We start from the raw sequence: 22,586 nt of genomic DNA, 5'->3' as shown, positions 1-22,586 counted from the left end.
AACCCCTCATCCGGCGCCATAGCCGAAGCTTCGCCTCGGCCTTCTTAAGAACGGCGGCCGAAGGCCGCCTATGCCACCTTCTCCCACAGGGGGAGAAGGGAAGAAAAAGAATCTTCCGTAAAATCACGCAGCCGCCTTGTCACTCCCGTGCCGTCGCCTTGAGCGCCGTAATGACGTCCTCGCGAGCGACGATTCCGACCAGCTTCTGCGCGCCATTGAGCACGATGATGCTCCTGATGCGGTGCTCGACCATGATCTGGAGCACGCGCGTCAGCCGCGTGTCGGGGCTGACATAGATAAAGTCGGGCGTCATGACGTCGCCGATCTTACGGCTCATCAGGTCGTGATAGCGCGGCAGCATCTGGCTCGGCGTGAAGGCGAAGCACTTCAGGATGTCGAATTTGGTGACGATGCCGACGACCTGTCCGTCGTCCTCGACGGGATAGGAATTGAAATCGTCGCGTTCGAACATCTCGCTGAGCGCGAGCAGGTCGAGGTCGCGCCTCACCGTCCTGACGTCGTGCGTCATGTAGCCGTCGACGGTCTGCTCAAGAAATCTGTACACGGCGCGTCCTCTTTGATTCGTCTTGCATCGCTCCCGCGTCAGTGCGACAGCAGCACGCAGCGGGCAGATTGAGTGACCAGATACTGGGTGACGCCGCCGAGGATCAGTTCGCGGAAGCGCGAATGACCGTAGGCGCCGGCGACGACCAGGCTGGCGCCGACATCGCCCGCAACTTTCTCCAGTTGCCCGGCGACGGTTTCGTTCCGGGCCGCTTCGGAAACGCGCGCCGTCGCGGTCACGCCGTGGCGGGCAAGCCACGCCGTCACGTCGGTCGCGCCGGCGACCACGGCAGGGCGGTCGTCGTCGCCTTCGGGAATTGCGAGGACGGTGACATCCCTGGCCTTGCGCAGTATCGGCAGCGCATCGGCGAGCGCCCGCCGCGCTTCCGGCGTATCCTTCCACGCCACCAGGATGCTGCGCAGGTCGAGCCAGTTGACGCCGTCGGGCACGACCAGGATTGGCCGGCCGGCTTGCATCACCAGATCCTTGGGGCTCGCGAGCGCGAAGGCGTCGGAGAAGGCCGGGCTCTGCCCGCCGGTGACGATGATGTCGGCGCAACGCGCCTGGGTGAACGTAAAGCGCGCCGGGAAATCCATGGCGCTGCGCCATTCCACATGTCCGCCGCGATTCCTGATTGCGGCGCGGAATTGCGCCTCGAGTTCGCCCAGGCGTCGCCTGACGGAGGCCTCTCCCTCATCGATCAGTCCCTGCGCTACGGTGCCGTCGCTGAAATAGAGCGGCGGGGCGAACTGCGCCGCAGCAACGCCGATGATCGACGCCTCAAATCGTTCGGCAAGCTCGCCCGCGACCTGAAGACGCGCGTCGTTGGACTGATCGAGCGCCAGGCTGACCATTACGGTCGCGTATGTCATCGGAGTCTCCGGGGCAATGAGCTTTGATCCGATCGTAGGCCCGCCGCCGGCTGGCAGGATGAGATAGATCAAGCCCACGGAGCACCACGCCACGGGGAATCTGCCGATGGTCTAAGATATCGGAACTTGCCTCCAACCCGTCCTTGGGCGACATTGCCTCAGCGGTAACAGTATGCGGCCCCCCGCATGAGCATGGGAGTGATCGCTTGGCGCCAACCCGTGTAATTCATCCGGGAGATGACAGTCTGGGCGAGCATTTCCGCGTCCGAATCGAAGGATTTGGCGTTGGGACCTGGGATCTCGACCTCAAGTCGCTGGAGTTGGAGTGGTCGGAGACGGCCAGGATCCTGTTCGGAATCGAATCTGACCAATCGGTGAGTTACGCGCTATTTCTGTCCCGGCTGGAGCCGAACGACCGCGAGCGGATCGAGGTCGCGATCCGGCGCGTCTCCGAATGGGGCGGCAGCTTCGACGTGTCGTTCAAGGTCACGGGGGCGTCGGGCAAAGGACAGTGGATCCGCGCCCGCGCGGGGCTGATTCGGGACGAGGCCGGCGCCGCCCGGCATCTCAGCGGCATCTTTCTTGACATTGATGAGGAGAAGCAGGTCGAGGAGGCTCTTCGCACCCGCGAGAACCACCTCCGCTCGATCCTGCAGACGATTCCCGACGCCATGATCGTCATCGACGGCCACGGCATCATCCAGCTGTTCAGCTCGGCGGCCGAGCGCCTGTTCGGCTGGGCCGAGCCGGAGGTGATCGGCCAGAACGTGCGCATCCTGATGCCGGAGCCCGACAACTCGCGTCACGACGGCTACATCGCGCGCTACCGGACAACGGGCGACCCGCACATCATTGGTATCGGCCGCATCGTGACCGGCAAGCGGCGCGACGGCACGACCTTCCCGATGCACCTGTCGATCGGCGAGATGCAGTCCGGCGGCGAGCCCTATTTCACCGGTTTCGTCCGCGATCTCACCGAGCATCAGCAAACCCAGGCGCGGCTCCAGGAACTGCAATCCGAGCTCGTCCACGTCTCGCGGTTGAGCGCGATGGGCGAAATGGCGTCCGCGCTCGCTCACGAGCTCAACCAGCCGCTGGCAGCGATCAGCAACTACATGAAGGGGTCGCGGCGGCTGCTCGCCGGAAGCCAGGATCCGAATACACCGAAGATCGAGAGCGCGCTGGACCGCGCCGCCGAGCAGGCGCTGCGCGCCGGCCAGATCATCCGCCGCTTGCGCGACTTCGTCTCCCGCGGCGAATCTGAGAAAAGGGTCGAGAGCCTGTCCAAGCTGATCGAGGAGGCCGGCGCGCTCGGGCTCGCCGGCGCGCGCGAGCAGAACGTACAGCTCCGTTTCAGCCTCAATCCCAACGCCGATCTCGTGCTCGCCGACCGGGTGCAAATCCAGCAGGTGCTGGTCAACCTGTTCCGCAATGCGCTGGAAGCAATGGCGCAGTCGCCACGGCGCGAGCTCGTCGTCACCAACTCTCGCGTCGCCGACGACATGATCGAGATCGAGGTCTCCGATTCCGGCTCCGGCTTCCAGGACGACGTCATGCCAAACCTGTTTCAGACTTTTTTCACCACCAAAGACACCGGCATGGGCGTGGGACTGTCCATCAGCCGCTCGATCATCGAGGCTCACGGCGGCCGGATGTGGGCCGAGAGCAACGTATCGGGTGGGGCGACATTCCGCTTCACGTTGCCGGCAGCCGACGAGAACTGATCCATGACGACCAAGGGAATCATCTACGTCATTGACGACGACGAGGCGATGCGGGATTCGCTGAATTTCCTGCTGGATTCAGCTGGCTTCGGCGTCACATTGTTCGACAACGCGCAGAGTTTTCTCGATGCCCTGCCCGGCCTCGCCTTCGGTTGCGTTGTCTCCGACGTGCGGATGCCCGGCATCGATGGGATCGAGCTTCTCAAGCGCCTGAAGGCCCAGCGCAGCCGGTTTCCGATCCTGATCATGACCGGCCATGGCGACGTGCCGCTCGCGGTCGAGGCGATGAAGCTCGGTGCCATGGATTTCCTGGAAAAGCCGTTCGAAGATGACCGCCTCGTCGCCATGATCGAATCCGCGATCCGCGAGGGCGAGCCAGCGGCCAAGAACGAGGCCATCGCCCAGGACGTCGCCGCTCGCGTCGCTTCCCTGAGCCCCAGGGAACGCCAGGTCATGGAGGGGCTGATCGCGGGCCTCTCCAACAAGCTGATCGCCCGCGAGTACGACATCAGCCCGCGGACCATCGAGGTCTACCGGGCCAATGTGATGACCAAGATGCAGGCCAACAGCCTGTCCGAGCTGGTCCGGCTAGCGATGCGCGCCGGAATGCTCAACGATTGAAGTCAACAGGAGTTGAGGCAAGTCAAAACCCTCCGCTCGCCCTGTGCTACCAGATCGGAATGATTGCGATCAGCTCCCATCCCGAGCGGCTCCAGATGTCAGCACCCGCAAAGCCAACCGTCTATGTGGTCGACGATGACGCCGCTGTGCTCGGCTCGCTGAAGTTCTTGTTGGAAACCGACGGTTTTGCCGTGCGGACCTTCAGGAACGCCACGGCGCTGCTCAATGCGGCGAGCCCGTCCGGTGCAGACTGTTACGTGATCGACTACAAAATGCCCGACATCAACGGCATCGAGCTGGCCGGGCGACTGCGCCAGTCCGAGGGCGATACCCCGGTGATCCTGATCACCGGCTATCCCGACTCGAATATCTCGGCCCGGGCGGCGGCCGCGGGCGTGAATGAAGTGATTCTGAAGCCGCTTCTGGACGAAAACCTGGTCAAACGCATTCGCCACGCCATCCAGAACCGGGTCCATAGCTGACCTACGGGATTCTACGTAAGGCAACACCCTTAAGATATCTCGCGAAATTTTCGAGGCACCCGATACCGCGTACCAAGGCGTCATCACAACGGAGATGGCGCAGATGCTGACCCAGACCTTCAACACCCCGGCGATCAACACCCCGATCGGTGGCAAGATCGCACCCGCCCATCCCGTCTCCGATCAGTTCGGCGCGATCGCCGGCCATGTAGGCCTCGTGGCCACCGAGTTCTCCTACCGCAAGGAAGAGGAGATCTATGGTGAGGACGAGCCGGCTGAGTATGTCTATCAGGTCGTCACCGGCGCCGTGCGCAGCTACAAGCTTCTCTCCGACGGCCGCCGCCAGATCGGCTCCTTCCACCTTTCCGGCGATGTGTTCGGCCTCGAATCCGGCACCACGCACCGCCTTGCCGCTGAAGCTATCATCGACACCACGGTGCGCCTCGTGAAGCGCGCGAGCCTCGAGAAGGCCGCAGCCACCGACGTCCAGGTCGCCCGCAAGCTCTGGGCGATGACCGCCGGTGAACTTCGCCACGCCGAAGACCACATGCTGCTGCTGGGCCGCAAGACCGCGATGGAGCGCGTCGCCACCTTCCTGCTCGAAATGGACCGTCGCCTCGCGGTTGCCGGCATGATGGCGCTGCCGATGTGCCGCCGCGACATCGGCGACTATCTCGGTCTCACGCTCGAGACCGTCTCGCGCGCGCTGTCGCAGCTTCACGCCCAGGGCATTCTCGGCTTCTCGGGCGCCCGCCAGATCGTGCTGCGCAACCGCGCACGCCTGCACAATCTCGACGCCTGATCTCCCCTCTCCCACCCGCTCATGGCCGGCTGAATTGGTTCAGCCGGCCATTTCTTTTGCTGCGACCATGCCCTTGCGCCGCGTCTCCGGCATCACAAGCAGAATAAGCAGAAGTCCCGTCGCCGCGACGCCGGACAGTCCGGTGAACGCCATGGCATTTCCGAATTTATCGCTGACATAGCCGCCAAGCGCGGTGCTCATCGACGCGCCGATGCCCATTGCCGTGCCGACGATGCCCTGCGCGAGGTTGAAATGGCCGCTCCCGAAGGCGACGTCGGCCACGATCAACGGGATCATCACCGCGAACACCGCCGCGGTGAGGCCGTCGAACACCTGCACCAGCACCAGCAGATACGGATCGCGCACGGTCGCGAACAGCAGACCGCGAATCGTCAGCGCCGCGAATCCGATCAGCAGCAGCGGCCTGCGGCCCCACGCTTGCGCCTTGCGCCCTACGCTCGGCGACAGCAGCGCCACGATCGCCTGCGGCACGACGATGCAAAAAGCGACGAGCACCGTCGCCCACTCGCTCGATCGCGCCGTCACCGCGCTTGCCATCAGCGGCATCATCGAGGCGTTCGCGAGCTGCAACAGGAGCACGCTGAGCGCAAAGACGATGAGCGGGCGCTGCCGGATCAGATGCCAGATATTGGTGTCGCCGCGATCCTCCGCCTCGCGCGGCATCTCGCCGTGACAGCGCGCGATGTCGACCTCATGCTCGCGGATGCGAGAGAGCGCGATCAAGGTGGGGATTGCGAGCAGGAAGGTGACCAGGAATACCGAGCGGCTCGACAGCAGATAGCCGGCCGTTCCCATCACCGCGGCCGCAACGCCGTTGCCAAGCGAAGCAAAGCGCGCGTTGCGGCCGAGACGCTCTCCGATCGCGAGCGGGCCGACCAGACCGAGGCTGATCGCCGCGATCGCCGGTCCGAGCACGCAGCTCGCTGCCGCGTGCAGGGTGGCCGCAGTCACCACCACGGGGAAGATCGGCATCGCCGCATAGGCGAGCGCGCAGCAGCCGATGGTGGCGATCGCGAGACCTGCGACCAGTCGCTCGGATTTCGCAGCATCGATAATGGCGCCGCCCGGCATCTGGCCGATCAGCGCAACGATGCCGCCGATCGACAGCACGAGGCCGATCTCGACCTGGGTCCATTTCTGGGTCGTCAGATAGACGGCGATAAACGGCCCGAATCCGGTCTGCACGTCGGCGAGGAAGAAGATGAACCAGTCGAGGCCGCGCAGGCTCTGGCGCGACGGCGCCGGAATGGCGGCAGGCGACAGCGAAACGTTGTCCTGCTCAACGCGGCCCTCGCGATCCGCATGATTCGGCTTCCTCGACAACAGCACCGGCGGCCATCCCTCCCCGCGCCTCACTGAACAGCTTGCAGCGGCTGCAGGCTGCCGGACGCGCCGAGCACCACCATCGGCGTGTCCTCCTTGTATTCCGGCGCGGCTGCGACCTGTGCCTTGGTCAATTCCAGCGTGATGCTGTCCTTCTTGTTGACGATCTTGCCGAACCGCATCGCGTTCCAGTCCACCACGATCTTGCGGCTGCCAACGCCGAGGAAGCCGCCGAAATCGATCACGGCGGCGCGCACGTGCCCGCTCCGATCGACGATGACGTCGACGATGCGGCCCATGTCCTCGTTCGCCGCGCTGAGCACGTCACGGCCAAGCACACCGTGCGCATCGCTCGCGCCGATGATCGTCACCGACGGCGGTGGCGCGGCATTCTTTGGCGTGACGGGGACCGCCGACGCCGGCGGCTGCGTCGTCGGCGGTGCATTCGCTTCGGTCGAGGGTGCGGGCGACTCCTCCGCGGCGCGTGACACGGCGAGCGTCATTCCGCAGACGATCACGACGCCCAGGGCCAACCATCCGGCGGTACGCATGCACCCTCCTTCCGGCGCGCCGCTAGCGCGCCAGCACGATCGAGACCTGGATCTGGCCACGCGTGCGCAACACCTCCAGCGCCACGTCGTCGCCATGGCGGCTGACGCGCAGGTCCACGCTGGACTCGCCCAGACGCAGATCGCGCAAGATCACCTCGTGCAGAAACGCCGGCAGATGCGGATTGCGCAGCCGGATCTCGCCGCGCGCCACGTCGAACTCGATGCCCAGCGCCGCCTCCAATAGCGTGAACGCGGTTGCGCTGGCCCAGGCCTGCGGGGCGCAGGCGACCGGATAGAGCGTCGGGCCGCGCCGCTTTTCGCGCCGGAAACCGCAAAACAATTCGGGCAACCGACGCAGGTCCATGTAGGTCGCGGCGTCGAACAGTCCCTTGAAGACATGCGCGACCGAATGTTTGAGCCCGTAGCGCGCGAGCCCGAGCGCGATCAGCGCATTGTCGTGCGGCCAGATTGACCCGTCATGGTAGGACATCGGGTTGTAACGCACCTCGCCGACAGCGACGGTGCGGATGCCCCAGCCCGAGAAGAAATGCGGCCGCATCAAATCGGCGGCAACGAGGCGCGCGCGGTCCTCGCGGATCATGCCGCTGAACAGGATCTGGCCGGCGTTCGAGGTCCGCACCTTGCAAGGCCGCTTCTTGCCGTCGAGCGCAAGCGCATAGGTGCCGAGCTCCTCGCACCAGAACGCGGTCTCGAAACGCTCGGCCAGCGTCTTGGCCTCGGCCTCGAGCTTCCTGGCGAGATCAGGCTTGCCCAGCCGGAGCGCGCAGCGCGCGGCGCGCCGCTTGGCGGCGAAGACGTAACCTTGCACTTCGGCAAGCGCGAGATTGCCTTCCGCAAGCTGGCCATCGGCATGGAAGATCGCGTCGTAGGAATCCTTCCAGCCCTGGTTGGCGAGGCCCTTTTCCGTGGCGCGCTGATATTCGACGAAGCCGTCCTTGTCGGGGTCCCCCGGACCGTCGATCCAGGCCAGCCCCGCCTCGATGGCCGGCCACAGCTCGGTCAATGTCTTCTCGTCGCCGGTGCGCTCGAAATAGCTTCCTGCCAGCAGGACGAACAAGGCCGTGGAATCGACGCTGCCGTAATATTGCGCGAACGGCACCTCGCGCAGCGCCGCCATCTCGCCCCCGCGCATCTCGTGCAGGATCTTGCCCGGCGCGGCATCGGCGAGCGGATCGACCGCCTTGGCCTGGAAATGGGCGAGCCGCCGCAGCACGCCCTTGGCGATTCGCGGATCGACCCACAGCATCTGTAGCGCGGTGATCAGCCCGTCGCGGCCGAACGTCGTCGAGTACCAGGGAATCCCCGCATAGGGATAGCGGCCCTGCGGCGTCTCCGTCATCAGCATGTTGAGGTCGGCCATGGCCTGGCACAGCACCTCGTTGAAGATGTTGTTGGAGGTCTCGATGCTGGCGGCGCCCATCGTCGATCGGCGCATCTCGCGGCGGTGGGCGAGCAGGCTTCTGAAAAAGCGCGCCGGCTTCTCCGCGACCGGCCGATTGCAGGACACGGCCACGAACAGAGATTTCGACTCATGAGGGTCGAGTTCGAGCTGCCAGGTCGCGGCGTTCACCGACAATTTTGTCGGGCGCGGATCGAAATGCAGGCCCGTGGTGCGCTCGGCGTCATCAAGACCGCGGTAGTCGAACAGCACGTCGGTCGGTCCCAATAGCCGGCTCGAGCCGATGCCACGGCGCGGGCGCCGCTCGCCGCGGACTTCGAACAGATCGGCGAAATCGTTGTCGAACAGCAGCGTTAGCGCGAAAGCGGCCGGGCGGTCGCCGTGGTTCTGCACGCCGATGCGCTGATAGGCGGTGCCGCGCCACAGGAAGATCGTGCGTACGATGTGCAGCAGGTCCTTTTGCAGCACGAGGCTGCCCTGCCGGTAAATGTCCGGATTGGTGAGATCGACGGTCAGGGCTGAATTGTCGTCGCGCAGGTTCGAGCCCAACAGCAACGGCTGGAGATCGTCGAGCACGAGCTCGAGCCTCGCAAGGTAGCGCGTGTCGTGATGAAACAGGCCATCGGGACCGCCGGCCGAAGCGCCGATGTCGCCATGGCTGTCGAGCACGATAAAGGTGTCGTCGTGCTTGAGTGAACGCCGCGGCCGCGCCGACGGTCCCGTCATCGGGATATAGAAAGGCTGCTCCGCGACCTGGTCCACGGTCCGCGTCACGGAGACGAATTGGGTAACGGCTTCAGCCGACATCAGCAGCTCCCCTGCGCTTGTTTCGACACGCAACCGACTCGAACGCGACTGTTGGTTTACGCGGCGGCCTGGGCGAGCCGGCTCATTTCCTGCGTGACCAGCTCACGATAGGGACCGTGGCCCTGCATCAGACGCTCGGGCGACCCGTCCTCGATGATCTTACCACCCCTCAACACGACCACGCGATCGAAATTGCGCAGGGTCGCGAGGCGATGCGCGATCGCGATGACCGTGCGGCCGCGCATCAGCCGCGACAACGCCTCGCGGATCGCCTCCTCGGATTCGCTGTCGAGCGCGGCGGTCGCCTCGTCCAGCAGCAGGATCGGCGCGTCCTTCAGGAAGGCGCGCGCAATCGCGATGCGCTGGCGCTGGCCGCCGGACATCTTGACGCCGCGGTCGCCGACCATGGTGTCGAGACCGCCAGGCAGGCTTTCGACGAAATCGCAGCGTGCCGCAATCGCGGCACGCAGCACCTCGTCGTCGGTCGCGTTCGGGCGACCATAGCGGATGTTCTCGCGAATTGAGCGGTGGAACAGCGAGATGTCCTGCGGCACGACGGAGATCGCCTCGCGCAGGCTCTGCTGCGTCACCTTGGAAATGTCCTGGCCGTCGATGGTGATGCTGCCCTCGTCGGTATCGTAGAAGCGCTGGAGCAGCGTGAACAGCGTCGACTTGCCGCCGCCGGACTGGCCGACCAGGCCGACGCGCTGGCCGGGTTGCAGGCGCAGGCTGAAGCGCTCGAAGATCTTTTCGCCGCCGGGATAGCCGAAGGTGACATTGTTGAACGCGATCGCGGCGCCGCTCTTCACCAGCGGCTCGGCCTCGGGGTGGTCGCGCAATTCATGCGGCACCAGCAGCGTGGCGATTGCCTCGGTCAGTCGGGCAACGTGCTGGGTGACGTCGACCAGCGCCACCGCGAGATCGCGCGTGGCGTTCAGAATGGAAAGACCGAGGGTGCAGACCAGCACGACGTCGCCCGTGGTCGCCCGGCCATCCTGCCAGAGCATGATCGCCCAGGCCATCAGGGCGATCGTGAGCACGACAGTGACGCCGGCATGAATAAGCCGCAGCTTCTCGAGATACCGCAGGCTGCGGCCGCGCGCGGTGAGCTCCCGGTTCACGGTCGCGTCGAACCGCTCATGCTCGTGCCCGATGCCGCAGAAGGCGCGCACCAGCGGCATGTTGCTGATGACGTCGATCATCTCGCCGTCAACGACGGCGGCCTTGTCGGCGAAGTCGTCATGCAGAGGCTTTCCCGCGGCAGCCAGGCGGAACATCGCAAGCACCATGCCGCCGGCAATCACCATCAGGCCGAGTGCCATGTAAGGGCTGACGGTTCCTATCAATGCGATGGCCGCAACCGTTGCGATGCACGGTGGCAACACATTCCAGACGAACATGTTTTCGACCGTGAACACCGCATTGGACGTCGCCGTGATGCGGCTGGTCAGCATGCCGGGCATCCGGTCGGAGAAGTAGCTCGGCGCGTGGCCGGTCAGATGACGAAATATGTCACGGCGTAAATCACCCGTGACACGGACGAAGGTGAAGCTGGCCGTCCAGCTCGCGATCCGCCAAAGGAAATTGTCGGCGGCGATCAGCGTCATGAGGAAAATGAATGCCAGCCATACGTTCCCACCATGCGAAGCGCCGGCCGACAAGCTGTCGACGAGGGATTTGACGCCATACTGCGTGCCTACGGAGCAGGCAACGGCCGCCACGACCGCGGTCAGGATCACGAGATGCGACGCAAGGCGACGCCGAAGATAGCGCAAGACAAAAGCAAACGGCCGGTGCGCATACCCAGAAAGATGATCCATGTGACTATTGACCCCGTCGTGATGTTTTCAATTTTTCTGTTAGCCGACTGAACATCGACTACTTCGCCTCGGTTCCCGGGCACACTCATCACGACATGCGGATGCGGGCGTTCTGCGAAGATGTGATGGCAGCATCGCGACGAGCATCCGACGTGTCGAATAAGTAACGTTCTGAAGAAGGAACTTCGCAAGTGCGGGAACGTTCCCTTGATTGGCGTGCCGGTGCTGAACAGGCGGGGGCTTCTACAATCATGATCGCACAGAGGAGATGGTGAGATGCGCATTGCGCAGGTAGCTCCGTTGACGGAAGCTGTTCCACCCAAGCTGTATGGCGGCACCGAGCGGGTGGTGCATTGGTTGACGGAAGAGCTGGTGGCCCTTGGGCACGATGTGACGCTGTTCGCCAGCGGCGACTCGCAAACCTCGGCAAAGCTGGATGCGCTGTGGCCGCGGGCGCTCCGCCTCGACGGTTCCGTGCGCGATCCCAATGCTCTGCACATGGTGATGCTGGAGCGGGTGCGGCAGAAATGTGACGACGAGGAGTTCGACTTCCTCCACTTCCATCTCGATTATTATCCGTGGTCGCTGTTCTACCGGCAGCCGACGCCGTTCCTGACCACGCTGCACGGCCGGCTCGACCTGCCGGAGCATCAACCGGTCTTCAACACCTTCTCGAAGGTCCCCGTCATCTCGATCTCGAACGCGCAGCGCCGGCCGGTGCCGCAGGCGAACTGGGTGAGGACGATCCACCACGGCCTGCCGGAGAACCTGCTGACGCCGAAGCCGGCGAAACAGGAATACCTCGCCGTGCTCGGCCGCATCGCGCCGGAAAAGGGCGTCGACCGCGCCATCAAGATCGCGACGCATTGCGGCATTCCGCTCAAGATCGCCGCCAAGGTCGATCGTGCCGACCAGGATTACTATGACGAGCTGATCCGGCCGATGATCGAGAACAATCCGCTTGTGGAATTCATCGGCGAGATCAGCGATCACGAGAAGGCGGACTTTTTGAGCGGCGCGCTTGGCTTGTTGCTGCCGATCGACTGGCCGGAGCCGTTTGGCCTGGTGATGATCGAAGCCATGGCTTGCGGGACGCCGGTCATCGCCTTCAACCGCGGCTCAGTGCCGGAGATCATCGACGAGGGCCTCACCGGCTTCGTCGTCGAGGACGTCCTCAGCGCAGCCGGCGTCGTCGGCCGCCTGCAGCAACTCGACCGCTCCGTTATCCGCAAGCAGTTCGAGACGCGCTTCACGGCGCGGCGGATGGCGCTGGATTATCTCGCGGCCTATCGCAGCCTCGGCGAGGAACAGGCGCCGCGGATCAAGCTGGTGAGCAGCGCGGAGTAGCAGTAGCGGGCGGCCATCCCATCGCGACCGTCATGGCCGGGCATGTCCCGGCCATCGACATTTGCGCCATGCTCCATCAACACGTCATTGCGAGCGTAGCGAAGCAATCCAGACTGCCTCTCCGGAAAGACTCTCGATTGCTTCGCTACGCTCGCAATGACGGAAGAATGCGCTGCCCTATCTCACCACGGCCCGCTTCGGCTCGACGATCTCGAACATGCGCGGGAATTCGTCCATCAGGCCCATCAGCTCGGCGAGGCGCATCGGGTTGCCGGCGAGTTTGACCTTGCCGGCGGCCACCGCCTCCGGGAAGCTGGTCAGTTTGGCGATCACCTCGTCGAGCGTCGACCGCGCGAGCGTGAAGCTGGCATCGGCATTGTCAGCCTGCATGCCCTCTGTGTAGGTCAGGCGCAGTTCTCCAGATTGAGCACGAAGCTCTCACCGGTGTCAGAAAAATCCCAGTTCAGCACGATGTGCTTTCCTTCCGCCTTGGGTCCGTTGAGGCGGATGCCGAGCACGTCCCAGAGCTGTGCGGTGCGCAGCGCCGCCAGCGTCTCGCGCGGCATCGGCGGGCGTGCCGGCACCTTCGGCATGCCCTGGCGCAATTCCTGCGCGCCGAACAGATAGGCATTGCGCCAGGTCGCGCTTTCTGCGGCGTAGCCGAGCTGCTCCAGCGTATCCGCCAGCAACGCACGCGCGGCCTGATTGTCCGGCTCGGCAAAGACGAGATGGCCGAGCGCCTGCGCCACGAAGCGGAATTCGCCCTTGTCGAAATCGACACGTGCCCGCGCGAGGATGGCGTCGGCGCCGCCCATGTACTCGACATACTTCTTGCCCGACTCGACCGGCGGCAGCGGGTCGAGATTGACCGGATTGGCGTCGTACCACCCCAGGTACTTTTGATAGATCGCCTTCACATTGTGCCGGATGTGGCCGTAATAGCCGCGGCCGTGCCAGGCGCCCTCCAGGCTCTTGGGCAGCTGGATCGCTTCGGCGATCTCGGCCGCGGTGAGGCCGTGGTTCATCAGGCGAATGGTCTGGTCATGCGCGAATTTGTAGAGGTCGCGCTGCTGCCGGATCATGGTGCCGATGCGTTCGCGTCCCCACACCGGCCAGTGATGCTGGCCGCACATCGCCTCCGCCTTGCCGTCCCAGAGCTGCAAGGCCTCGCCCAGATATTTCGACCAGGCCAGCGCGTCGCGCACGTCGGCGCCGCGGAACGGCAGCAGATTGTGGAAATTGTGGGTGCAATTTTCGGCGAGGTTCAACAGCTTGTAGCGGGGGATGAAGAAATGCATCTCCGCCGGCGCTTCGCTGTTCGGCGCCATCTGGAACTCGAACTCGACGCCGTCGATCACGCGCCGGTCGCCGGTCGCCATGATCAAATCGGTCGGCCGCAGCAGTGCCACTGAACCTGCCGCCATCGACTTGCCGAGCCCGCAATCGACCTGCCCGCGCGCGCCCTTGGCGAGGAGCGGCCCGAACTGGTATTGCGCCCGGCGCAGCATCGCAGGTCCCGCGATGATGTTCTCGGAGACGGCATGCTCCATGAACAAGTTCGGCGCGATGATCGGCACGCGGCCGCTCGCGAGCGCATCCTCCTCCAGCACGCCGCGCGCGCCGCCCCAATGGTCGGTGTGGGTATGAGTGAAGATCACGGCCGCGACCGGCCGCTGGCCGCGGTGCTTGTAGTAGAGATCAAGCGCGGCGCGCGCGCCCTCGATCGAGGTCAGGGCGTCGACGACGATGACGCCACTGTCGCCTTCGATCAGCGTCATGTTGGCGATGTCGAGCCCGCGCACCTGGTAGATTCCGGGTACGACCTCGAACAGGCCGTGCTGCATGTTGAGCCGGGACTGCCGCCACAGGCTCGGATTGACCGTGGCCGGCGCCTGCTCGGCGGCGAGAAAGCCGTAAGGCTCGAGGCTCCAGACCGTCCGCCCTTGCGGATTGGTGATCGCCGCGTTTTCGATCGTGCCGAGGAAGCCGCGCGCGGCGTCGTCGAAATCGCGCGTGTCGGAGAACGGCAGCGCATTCAGCATCGCCGTTTGCTGCGCGACGACGGACGGCGTTGCGCCCTTCGGCGCGTCGCTGGCTTCAATGCTGCTCATAAGGCCCTCCCCGGCTCGTCGCTCTTGGGAGGCATCTAACCGCATCTCGATTGCGGTTCCAACAGGTCCTTACGCGGCCAAACCTCCAGTCACCGGCTTGCCGGAGGCGCGCATCTCCGCCATCCGCAGCTCCCGCGCCAGCACGTAGCCGCCCCCGTCCTGCTTGGCGCGGTACATCGCCCGGTCGGAGCGCGACAACAGCCCCTCCACCGTGCGTCCATCCTGCGGCGCGACGGCAACGCCGACGCTGACGCCGAGCCCGATCACCTGCCCGTCGACATCATAGGGCGCGCTGATCGATTGCACGATCCGCCGTGCCATCGCTTCCGCATCGGCCGCCGCGCGCTGCACCAGGATGAACTCGTCGCCGCCCATCCGGACCACGAGATCATCAGCTGCGGCAAGCGCCTTGAGCCGTCCGGCCACCTGCTTGAGCAGCGCGTCGCCGACGGGATGGCCGAAGCGGTCATTGGCCTCCTTGAAGCGGTCGAGATCGAGGGCGTGGACCGCGATCGTGCTGGAATTTCCATCCGCCAGCATTCGCGGGAGATTCTCCGCCAGCACCGAACGGTTAAAGACGCCGGTCATCGAGTCCGAGCGCGCGAGCTGCTCGAACTGTCGTTTGAGCGTGATCTGGCTGATCGAGGCATTGAAGCTCAGCCGCACCATCTCGAAGCTCGCGGCCACATACATCAGGATGAGGAGCCCGAGCCCGACATGCCGCAAATCGGGCTGCATCAACGTCACGATCGCAGCAGGCGCGGCGATCGCGACGAGATCGAGCAGCGCTGCGACTGGACGTAGCGCCAGCCGCGCCACCACGCCGGCACCGAAGCCGAAACCAATGCCGACCGCCATCACGCAGCAGAGCGCATCGCCCAGCACGATGCTGCGCGCCGCAAACACGCCGAGCACCAAGGCCGTCATGACGGTGCCGGCAATGTACCGCCGTTCCCAGCGCGCGGCCTCGGCCCGATCGAGCTGCGGCGGCTGCGTGAGGCGACGGCGGAACGCAGCGATTTCAAACAGACGGATGATGGCCACCACGACACCGGCGACGGTAAGGGCTGCCGTTACCGCGTCACCGGTCTCGTAGGTTGTGATCGCGCCGACCATCACCTGGCAGACGGCGGCGAGAATAGTGGGCACCGTCGTGCCGTGCAGCCCCGTGATCACTTCCATGTAGACGGCGTCGGAAATCGATGCCCGTCCGGATTCCATTCTGTTGAACAACATGCCAGCCCCATCCGCTGGCACGGTTCTACCGCACATCCGTAAAAATGCGTGCACCGCACAGTGGTGGCATTTGAGCGAGCAGATTTACCTCGCGTTAGCCATGCGTCGCCCGACGCTCGGTTACATCCCCAGCAATCTCGGCAGCCACAGCGACAGACCGGGCCAGTATGTCACGACCACCAGGAATCCCAGCATCGTCAGCAGCCATGGCCACACCGCGACCGTGAGCTCGGTGATGCCCATCTTGGCGATGCCCGAGGCGACGTAGAGATTGAGGCCGACCGGGGGATGGCACAGCCCGACCTCCATGTTGACCGTCATCAGGATGCCGAAATGGATCGGATCGATGCCGAGCTTGATCGCAACCGGAAACAGGATCGGCGCCATGATCAGGATGATCGAGGACGGCTCCATCACGTTGCCCGCCACCAGCAGCAGGAGATTGACGAAGAGGAGGAAGCCGATCCAGCCGAGGCCCTGGTCGATCATCCATTGCGCCAGCGCTTGCGGCACGTTCTCGTAGGTCATCAGGAACGAGAACAAGACTGCGTTGGTGATGATGTAGAGCAGCATCGCCGAAAGATTTGCCGACGACAGCAGCACGCGCGGCACGTCTCGCAGCTTCAGATCCTTGTAGATGAACACTGCGACGATGAAGGCGTACACCGCACTGACGGCGGCAGCTTCGGTCGGTGTGAACAGGCCGCTGTAGATGCCGCCGATCACGATCACGATCAGCAGGATACCCCAGATCGACTTGCGGAACGCATCGAAGCGTTCGTAGAAGGTTGCTTTCGGCATCCTCGGATAGTCGTTACGCCAGGCCCGATAGAACGTCGTGGCGCCGAGCAGCATGGCGAGCACCATTCCCGGCACGATGCCGGCGATGAACAGCTTGCCGACGGAGGTGTTGGTGGAGACGGCAAAAAGAACCATCGGAATCGAGGGTGGAATGAGAATTCCCAGCGAGCCCGAGGTCGTGATCACGCCCGCCCCGAACCTCTTCGGAAATCCCTGCGCGACCATCGCGGGCAGGATCACCGATCCGATCGCCACCACGGTGGCCGGCGACGAGCCGGAAATCGCGGCGAACAGCGCGCAGGCGACGACGCCCGAGAGCGCGAGGCCGCCGTACCAATGCCCGACCAGCGAAGTCGCGAACGCGATCATCCGGCGCGCCACGCCGCCATGGGTCAGGAAGTTGCCGGCAAGGATGAAGAACGGGATCGCCATGATCTCGAAGCTCTCGATGCCGGTGAACAGCTTCAGCGCCACCGATTCCGTTCGCACGTCGGTCAGCGTGAACATGAAGCTGAGCACGGTCAGGCCGAGCGCGATCGAGATTGGCATGCCCGTGAGCATCAACGACAGCAGAAGGCCGAAAACGACGGCGACACGCATGCCCTGCGGCAGCGTGATCACGTGCGCTGAATGGGCGAAGCACACGGCCACGATCAGGACCGGCAACAACATCAGGACCCAGCCGAGCGGGCTGCGCTCGTCGCGGATGACCTGACTACGCGTGACCGGGGCCGGATGAACCGGGTCTACTTCCACGCCCTCGACGCCGGCCACGTCGTGATGCGGCAGCTCGCCGGTGTGATAGAACGACCAGGCGACTTGCAGGAAGCGGAAGCACATCAGCCCGGAGCCGAGCGGGATGGTGAGATACACCAGCCACATCGGCGCTTCCAGATCGTTGGATTGCTGGCCGGTCTGCCACATCTGACCGACGAACGCAGCCCCGAAATAGCACACGATCGCAGTGAAAAGAGCGCCGCACATCAGGCCGAACGTGATGACGCGGCGGCGCGATCCGCCGGGAAGGATGTTGACCAGGACGTCGACGCCGACATGGATGCCAGTGCGCACCCCGTAGGCCGCACCGAACTTCGCCATCCAGATGAACATGTAGATGCAGAGTTCCTGCGCCCAGGACAGGTCGAGAGCGGCAAGCCAGACGAACGCGGCTCGCATGGGGACGGCCAGGAAGGCCAGGTTGCGGGCCTCCGCCCATTTGGCGATGTCGATCGACAGCCCGGCGCCATACCGGTGCAGCACGGCAACGAAGATGAGCGATGTCGCGGCCGCGATCATCGTCGCGATCAGCCATTCCTCGAGATGATTGAGCACACGATTCAATGCACGCAGCAACTTGGTCCCCTCAGCTTGGCTCATCATTCAAGAGCAACGGCCGGGAGTGCGATCACTCCCGACCGTTCATGGTTGTTCTCAAAGCGCGCCGGCGTCAGTTCATCTTGACGTCGAGTTCCTTGGCGACGAGATCAAGCACCTCCTGCCCAACCCGCCCCTTTGCCCATTTGTAGGTCGGCTGCATCGCTTCCTGCCACGCCTTGCGATCGGCGTCCGTCAGATAATGCAGCGTGGTCTTGCCTGTCTTCTTGATCTCGGCCAGCGCGTCTTCGTTCTCCTGGTGCGCGATCTTGTTGGTGTAGTCGGTCGCCTCGTTCATCGCCTTCTCGAGCTGGGCGCGGATATCCGGCGGCAGGCCGGACCAGAATTTCGAATTGACGATGACAGCATATTGCAGGTGCGCGTGATAGGACACCGTGATGTCCTTCTGCACCTCGTAGAACTTCTGCGTCAGGTAGTTGGACGCGGTGTTCTCGCAGCCGTCGACCACGCCCGTCTGCAAAGCCTGGTAGACTTCGGAAAACGCCATGATCTGGGGGATCGAGCCCATGATCCGGAGATATTGGTCGGCGACCTTCGATCCGGAGATGCGGAATTTGAGACCCTGGAAATCGGCCGGCTTCATCAGGGGACGGTTGGCGGAGAGCATGTGGAAGCCGTTGTCCCAATAAGCGAGCCCGGTGATGCCCTTGGTCTCGAGCCTCTCGAACAGCCACTTACCGATCGTGCCCTTCATCGCGTTCGAATAGGTCTGGTCGTCCTTGAACAGCCAGGGCAGGTCGAGCGCCTCGAATTCCTTGATACCGAGCGGTGCGAACTTCGCGGTGGAGGGGGCGAGCATCTGCACCGAGCCGAGCTGCAGCGCCTCGATCTCCTCCTTGTCCTTGTACAGCGTGGAGTTCGGGTAGATTTCGACCTTGACCTTGCCGTCGGTGTACTTCTCCGCAAGTTCCTTGAACTTCAGGGCGCCCTTGCCCTTGGGAGTGTCGTTGGCGACGACGTGGCTGAATTTGATGACGATCGGGCTCTGGGCCTCGACAACGGCGGGCGCCACGAAAATGGCCGCGGCGGCGACCGCAAGAAGCAACTTGCGCATGAACGAACCTCCCAACAACCTCTAAAACCGGGTCTTTTTTGTTTTCCGATTTCAGTAGTGACAGCAATCCGCCACCCGAACAACTAGACCTAAGCCCAATTTGCCGCAGCCAGGCTATCTTGCGCAACCCGGCTCCCGCTGCCGTTCCCGGAAGCGAGCGCTTATGTCGCATTGCGGCAGTGCGATCAGCCGTTGCGCTGGGCAACCATGAACAGACGCCGGAACGGAAACAGCGTTTGTCCCGCGGCGTTCTTCGGATAGGCTTTCGCGACCCGCATCCCATAGGCGGCTTCGAATGCCGCCTTCTCGTCGCCCTGCAAGATGTCGAGATAGCGCGTCAGCCAGGTCCCCTTGGTCCACTCCTTCACGGGGTTCTCGCCTTCCAGCACCTGCAGATATTCGGTCTCCCAGATGTCGATATTGGCCGACATCGGAGCAAGAAGACCGTGATAATAGGCCGGCGCTTCGACCGGCGGCGGCGTGACGAGATGCTCGACCTTGGACCGCCAGGGACCGTTCAGCGCGGTCTCGCCGATCAGCACATGCGAGGGCGCAAGAAAGTTGCGCGGCATCTGCACCGCGAGGATCCCGCCGGGCGTCACCTTCTCCATGATCGATGGAAACAGTGCCGCATGATTGGGCAGCCAGTGCAGCGCGGCATTGGAATAGACGACGTCATATTGCTTCGTCGGGCGCCAACGGCCGAGGTCCTCGTGGGACCATTCCACGTCCGGCGCCGCCTTGCGGCCGGCGGCAACCATCTCGGCTGAGCCCTCGACGCCGGTCACCGTCGCGTCCGGCCAACGCTCCTTGATCAGCCTGGTGACGTTGCCCGCGCCGGCGCCGAGATCGGCGACCTCACGCGGGGCGAAATCCGGAATGCGCATCAACAGATCGACGGCGGGCCGAAGCCGGTGGCCGGAGAACTTTAGATATTGCTGCGGATCCCACACCATCGCTCGGCGCCTTTTCTTTTTCGTGTTTCCTTCAACGCGGCTCTTGGTTACCACTGCTCGTCCCGTTCAGGCAATTCGCAAGCCGGCGGGACGGGGCAGGAAACGAACAGCAAGAAACAAACAAGAGGGCGTGTCACCATGGATCTCGGGCTCAAATCGAAAACCGCCGTCGTCACCGGAGCGAGCGTCGGCATCGGCCGTGCCATCGCGAAGGGCTTGGCTGCCGAAGGCGTGCGCGTCGTCGGCGTGGCACGGCGCACCGATCTGCTCGCCGGGCTGGTGACGGAAGTCGGCTCCGGCCTGATCACGCCGTTCGAGCAGGACGTGATGGCCAAGGACGCGGCGGAGAAGATTTCGGCCTTCGCGCTCAAAGAACTCGGCCATGTCGACATCCTGATCAACAATGCCGGCGGCAGCCGCCCCCTCCCCGTCGATGCGCCCGACAGCCAATGGGACGAGGCGATCGCGCTGAATTTCACCAGCTACCGCCGCATCGCGCATGCGCTGCTGCCGCAGATGATCGAACGCAAATGGGGCCGCATCGTCAACATCACCGGCAAGTCCGAGCCGGAAGGCCTCAACGCCGCGTTCGCCGCCAAAGCCGCCGTGCACGCCTGGGCCAAGGGCCTGTCGCGCGAGATCGGCGAGCACGGCATCACCATCAATTGCATCCCGCCCGGCCGCATCATGAGCGAACAGATCCGCCGCAACTACGCGCCTGATTATCGCGAGCGCTTCGCGGAAGAAGAGATTCCCGTCGGCTATTGGGGCGAGCCGGAAGACCTTGCGGCGTTGGCGGTGTTTCTGGCGTCACCCGTGGCGCGCTACATCACGGGCACGGTGATCCCGGTGGACGGGGGGCTGAGGAGGTATCAGTTCTGAGGCTATCATCCCTGGCGTCCATCAGTCCCGGAGGCAGGTCCTTTCCGGACTGTCTTCAGGAGGAGCGGAAAGTGCCAGTTCGCCCTGACGAACTGGCTAAGGACACCAGCAGAGCGGTGACGAACCGCCCGCAATCATCTCCATACCTCCAAAAGGATTTGACGGCCTGCCCGATGGCAGCCTTGCAATCGTGCGGCGCGAGGTCCTTCCAGACGGGATAGTTGCCGTTTAGCGTCGTTAGCCTAGCCGAAAACAACGTAAGCCATCGCTAGCGGGCCCGCGATCAATGCCGTCCTGATGAATCTTGGTCCTTTATGGACAGCGATGGCGCCTTATCGCCACCGAGTTGGCCCACATGCAGCATTGTCGGGTTCTTTCGAGGCCCCGCAACGGATGGTCCTTGACCATTGATCTAAATCAACCGACGACAGGTTGGTTCGTTCTCCTCTCAAAAGAATCGCTGGTCATCGTAATCGTACCGAAATCGAGCGATCGAGCTTCAATTGGAGAAAGGATGAAGCAGACTTGGTACGTAACCTTTGAATTGCCCTTACGGAGCTTTTCAAGGTTGGACGCAAGACCAACAAGAACGGCGATTCAGGTTGCAGCGATATCGCCTCACCCTATTCGCAATCGTTCCGCAATGGGGGTGGGGATATGCGAGACGGCAAGTTCTTCGATAGCCCCGCAGGCTTGACGGTAGCCAGAATTATCTCGCTAACCGGCGCCGAATGTCACGACGCGACACGACTTTCACATCTGATTACAAACGTTGCGCCACTTGAACTCGCCGGACCGAATGACCTCGCTTTTATCGAAAGCGGCAAGTACGCCGACGCGCTGACTACAACGCGCGCCGGGGCCTGCCTGATGCTTCATCGCTTCGAAAACTGCGCCCCAAGTACTCTCATCTCGCTGCTTGCGAAGCAGCCCTACCAAGCATTTGTCGACGTCCATAGCGAACTTTACCCCCGATCTCTTCGGCCCACCTCCGTTTACGAAGCCAGCGATATAGCTTCCGGCTCGATGATCCATCCAACTGCGCGCCTTGCTGGCGGAATCACGGTTGATCCGGGAGCCGTGATCGGACCCCGAGCTGAGATTGGGGCGGGAAGCATCATCTCCGCCACGGCCGTGATCGGCCCGGATGTTCTGATAGGCCGCAACTGCACGATTGGCGCGGGCTGTTCGATTACACATACGCTCATGGGCGAGCGCGTCGTAATCCATCCGGGTTCCCATATTGGGCAGGACGGTTTTGGCTATGTCGCCGGTGTCCGATGGCAAAAAGTCCCGCAGACCGGGCGAGTCATTATCCATGACGACGTAGAAATCGGTGCCGGCACGACGATCGATCGGGGCGGCATAAGAGACACGATCATCGGAGAAGCTACAAAGATCGACAATCTCTGTCAGATCGGTCACAACGTAGTCATTGGCCGCAATTGTATCATCGTCGCACAATCGGGTCTTAGTGGCAGCGTTACGATTGAAGATTTTGTCGTCCTTGGTGGCAGAGTTGCGATTGCTCCTCACGTCACGATAGGCAAGGGTGCAAGGGTGGCGGGGGGCTCGGGAGTTATGACCAACGTTCCCCCGGGAACGACCTGGGGTGGCTATCCAGCCCGGCCTAGAATGCAATGGATGCGGCAACTCGCTACGCTGGCTCGACTTACGAAATCGGGCATATAGCTGCCGCCACCCCGAAGCCTCCGTAAAAAACACGCAAGGCCCCGCAGGGCGACCTCATCCCAGCGGCAAGTTCTCCGCGGTCGCGGAGAACGAGGCTACTGCAG

17 protein-coding genes and 2 pseudogenes are annotated in these 22,586 nt (G+C 63.6%); 7 read left to right on the top strand and 12 right to left on the bottom strand.

The window, feature by feature from the left end:
- Positions 1 to 139: 139 nt before the first annotated feature.
- Entirely contained in the window at positions 140 to 565 is a 426-nt protein-coding gene (locus BRA471DRAFT_RS12565; protein ID WP_007607679.1) for an HPP family protein, read from the bottom strand.
- 38 nt (positions 566 to 603) lie between these two features.
- Positions 604 to 1,437, bottom strand: coding sequence for a universal stress protein (locus tag BRA471DRAFT_RS12560; protein WP_007607677.1), 834 nt, complete (start codon positions 1,435 to 1,437; stop codon positions 604 to 606).
- Positions 1,438 to 1,643: 206 nt separating this feature from the next.
- Between BRA471DRAFT_RS12560 and fixL the strand changes: the two genes are divergently transcribed.
- From fixL to BRA471DRAFT_RS12540, 4 genes are all read left to right on the top strand, one after another.
- Positions 1,644 to 3,161 carry a sensor protein FixL gene (fixL, locus tag BRA471DRAFT_RS12555; protein ID WP_007607676.1) on the top strand — a complete coding sequence of 506 codons (1,518 nt, stop codon included), beginning with the start codon at positions 1,644 to 1,646 and terminating at the stop codon, positions 3,159 to 3,161.
- Between the two features lie 3 nt (positions 3,162 to 3,164).
- Positions 3,165 to 3,782 carry a response regulator FixJ gene (fixJ, locus tag BRA471DRAFT_RS12550; protein ID WP_007607675.1) on the top strand — a complete coding sequence of 206 codons (618 nt, stop codon included), beginning with the start codon at positions 3,165 to 3,167 and terminating at the stop codon, positions 3,780 to 3,782.
- A 59-nt stretch (positions 3,783 to 3,841) separates the two neighbouring features.
- A complete protein-coding gene (locus tag BRA471DRAFT_RS12545; RefSeq protein WP_035973902.1) occupies positions 3,842 to 4,264 on the top strand; it encodes a response regulator in 423 nt (140 codons plus the stop codon).
- Between the two features lie 103 nt (positions 4,265 to 4,367).
- Positions 4,368 to 5,066: a helix-turn-helix domain-containing protein gene (locus tag BRA471DRAFT_RS12540; protein WP_007607671.1), complete on the top strand. Its 699-nt coding sequence runs from the start codon at positions 4,368 to 4,370 to the stop codon at positions 5,064 to 5,066.
- A gap of 39 nt (positions 5,067 to 5,105) precedes the next feature.
- On the opposite strand, the gene BRA471DRAFT_RS12535 is transcribed toward BRA471DRAFT_RS12540, so the two are convergent.
- Genes BRA471DRAFT_RS12535 through BRA471DRAFT_RS12520 form a run of 4 tightly spaced genes read right to left on the bottom strand, consistent with a single transcriptional unit; the run spans position 5,106 to position 11,008 of the window.
- Positions 5,106 to 6,416: an MFS transporter gene (locus BRA471DRAFT_RS12535; RefSeq protein WP_035973900.1), complete on the bottom strand. Its 1,311-nt coding sequence runs from the start codon at positions 6,414 to 6,416 to the stop codon at positions 5,106 to 5,108.
- A gap of 23 nt (positions 6,417 to 6,439) precedes the next feature.
- A complete protein-coding gene (locus BRA471DRAFT_RS12530; protein WP_007607668.1) occupies positions 6,440 to 6,961 on the bottom strand; it encodes a PRC-barrel domain-containing protein in 522 nt (173 codons plus the stop codon).
- Between the two features lie 22 nt (positions 6,962 to 6,983).
- Positions 6,984 to 9,188, bottom strand: coding sequence for an amylo-alpha-1,6-glucosidase (locus tag BRA471DRAFT_RS12525; protein WP_007607667.1), 2,205 nt, complete (start codon positions 9,186 to 9,188; stop codon positions 6,984 to 6,986).
- A 56-nt stretch (positions 9,189 to 9,244) separates the two neighbouring features.
- Positions 9,245 to 11,008: an ABC transporter ATP-binding protein gene (locus tag BRA471DRAFT_RS12520; protein ID WP_007607666.1), complete on the bottom strand. Its 1,764-nt coding sequence runs from the start codon at positions 11,006 to 11,008 to the stop codon at positions 9,245 to 9,247.
- 276 nt (positions 11,009 to 11,284) lie between these two features.
- On the opposite strand from BRA471DRAFT_RS12520, the gene BRA471DRAFT_RS12515 reads away from it, so the two are divergent.
- Positions 11,285 to 12,355 carry a glycosyltransferase family 4 protein gene (locus BRA471DRAFT_RS12515; RefSeq protein WP_007607665.1) on the top strand — a complete coding sequence of 357 codons (1,071 nt, stop codon included), beginning with the start codon at positions 11,285 to 11,287 and terminating at the stop codon, positions 12,353 to 12,355.
- Positions 12,356 to 12,532: 177 nt separating this feature from the next.
- On the opposite strand, the pseudogene BRA471DRAFT_RS12510 reads toward BRA471DRAFT_RS12515, so the two are convergent.
- The 6 genes and pseudogenes from BRA471DRAFT_RS12510 to BRA471DRAFT_RS12490 all read right to left on the bottom strand — a co-directional run bounded on the left by BRA471DRAFT_RS12510 (position 12,533) and on the right by BRA471DRAFT_RS12490 (position 19,908).
- Positions 12,533 to 14,466, bottom strand: a pseudogene (locus tag BRA471DRAFT_RS12510) (alkyl/aryl-sulfatase).
- Positions 14,467 to 14,535: 69 nt separating this feature from the next.
- Positions 14,536 to 15,702, bottom strand: coding sequence for a GGDEF domain-containing protein (locus BRA471DRAFT_RS12505; RefSeq protein WP_007607664.1), 1,167 nt, complete (start codon positions 15,700 to 15,702; stop codon positions 14,536 to 14,538).
- A 120-nt stretch (positions 15,703 to 15,822) separates the two neighbouring features.
- On the bottom strand, positions 15,823 to 17,103 hold the full coding sequence (locus BRA471DRAFT_RS40335; protein WP_231171153.1) for a TRAP transporter large permease: 1,281 nt from the start codon (positions 17,101 to 17,103) through the stop codon (positions 15,823 to 15,825).
- Between the two features lie 222 nt (positions 17,104 to 17,325).
- A pseudogene (locus tag BRA471DRAFT_RS40330) lies at positions 17,326 to 17,679 on the bottom strand (TRAP transporter small permease); the annotation flags it as partial.
- 271 nt (positions 17,680 to 17,950) lie between these two features.
- Positions 17,951 to 18,952: a DctP family TRAP transporter solute-binding subunit gene (locus BRA471DRAFT_RS12495; protein WP_007607658.1), complete on the bottom strand. Its 1,002-nt coding sequence runs from the start codon at positions 18,950 to 18,952 to the stop codon at positions 17,951 to 17,953.
- A gap of 185 nt (positions 18,953 to 19,137) precedes the next feature.
- A complete protein-coding gene (locus tag BRA471DRAFT_RS12490; protein WP_007607656.1) occupies positions 19,138 to 19,908 on the bottom strand; it encodes a methyltransferase domain-containing protein in 771 nt (256 codons plus the stop codon).
- A gap of 138 nt (positions 19,909 to 20,046) precedes the next feature.
- Here BRA471DRAFT_RS12490 and BRA471DRAFT_RS12485 point away from each other — a divergent pair, with 138 nt between their 5' ends.
- Both BRA471DRAFT_RS12485 and lpxD read left to right on the top strand, forming a co-directional pair.
- Positions 20,047 to 20,790 (top strand): SDR family NAD(P)-dependent oxidoreductase, encoded by a 744-nt coding sequence (locus BRA471DRAFT_RS12485; RefSeq protein ID WP_007607654.1) that lies wholly within the window; start codon positions 20,047 to 20,049, stop codon positions 20,788 to 20,790.
- A 657-nt stretch (positions 20,791 to 21,447) separates the two neighbouring features.
- Positions 21,448 to 22,482 carry a UDP-3-O-(3-hydroxymyristoyl)glucosamine N-acyltransferase gene (gene lpxD, locus BRA471DRAFT_RS12480; protein WP_007607651.1) on the top strand — a complete coding sequence of 345 codons (1,035 nt, stop codon included), beginning with the start codon at positions 21,448 to 21,450 and terminating at the stop codon, positions 22,480 to 22,482.
- Positions 22,483 to 22,586: the final 104 nt, after the last annotated feature.

Origin of the sequence: Bradyrhizobium sp. WSM471 (assembly GCF_000244915.1) — a bacterium.
Lineage (GTDB): Bacteria > Pseudomonadota > Alphaproteobacteria > Rhizobiales > Xanthobacteraceae > Bradyrhizobium.
Note: the sequence above shows the minus strand (reverse complement) of the source record. Positions and strands in the feature narration are given on the sequence as shown.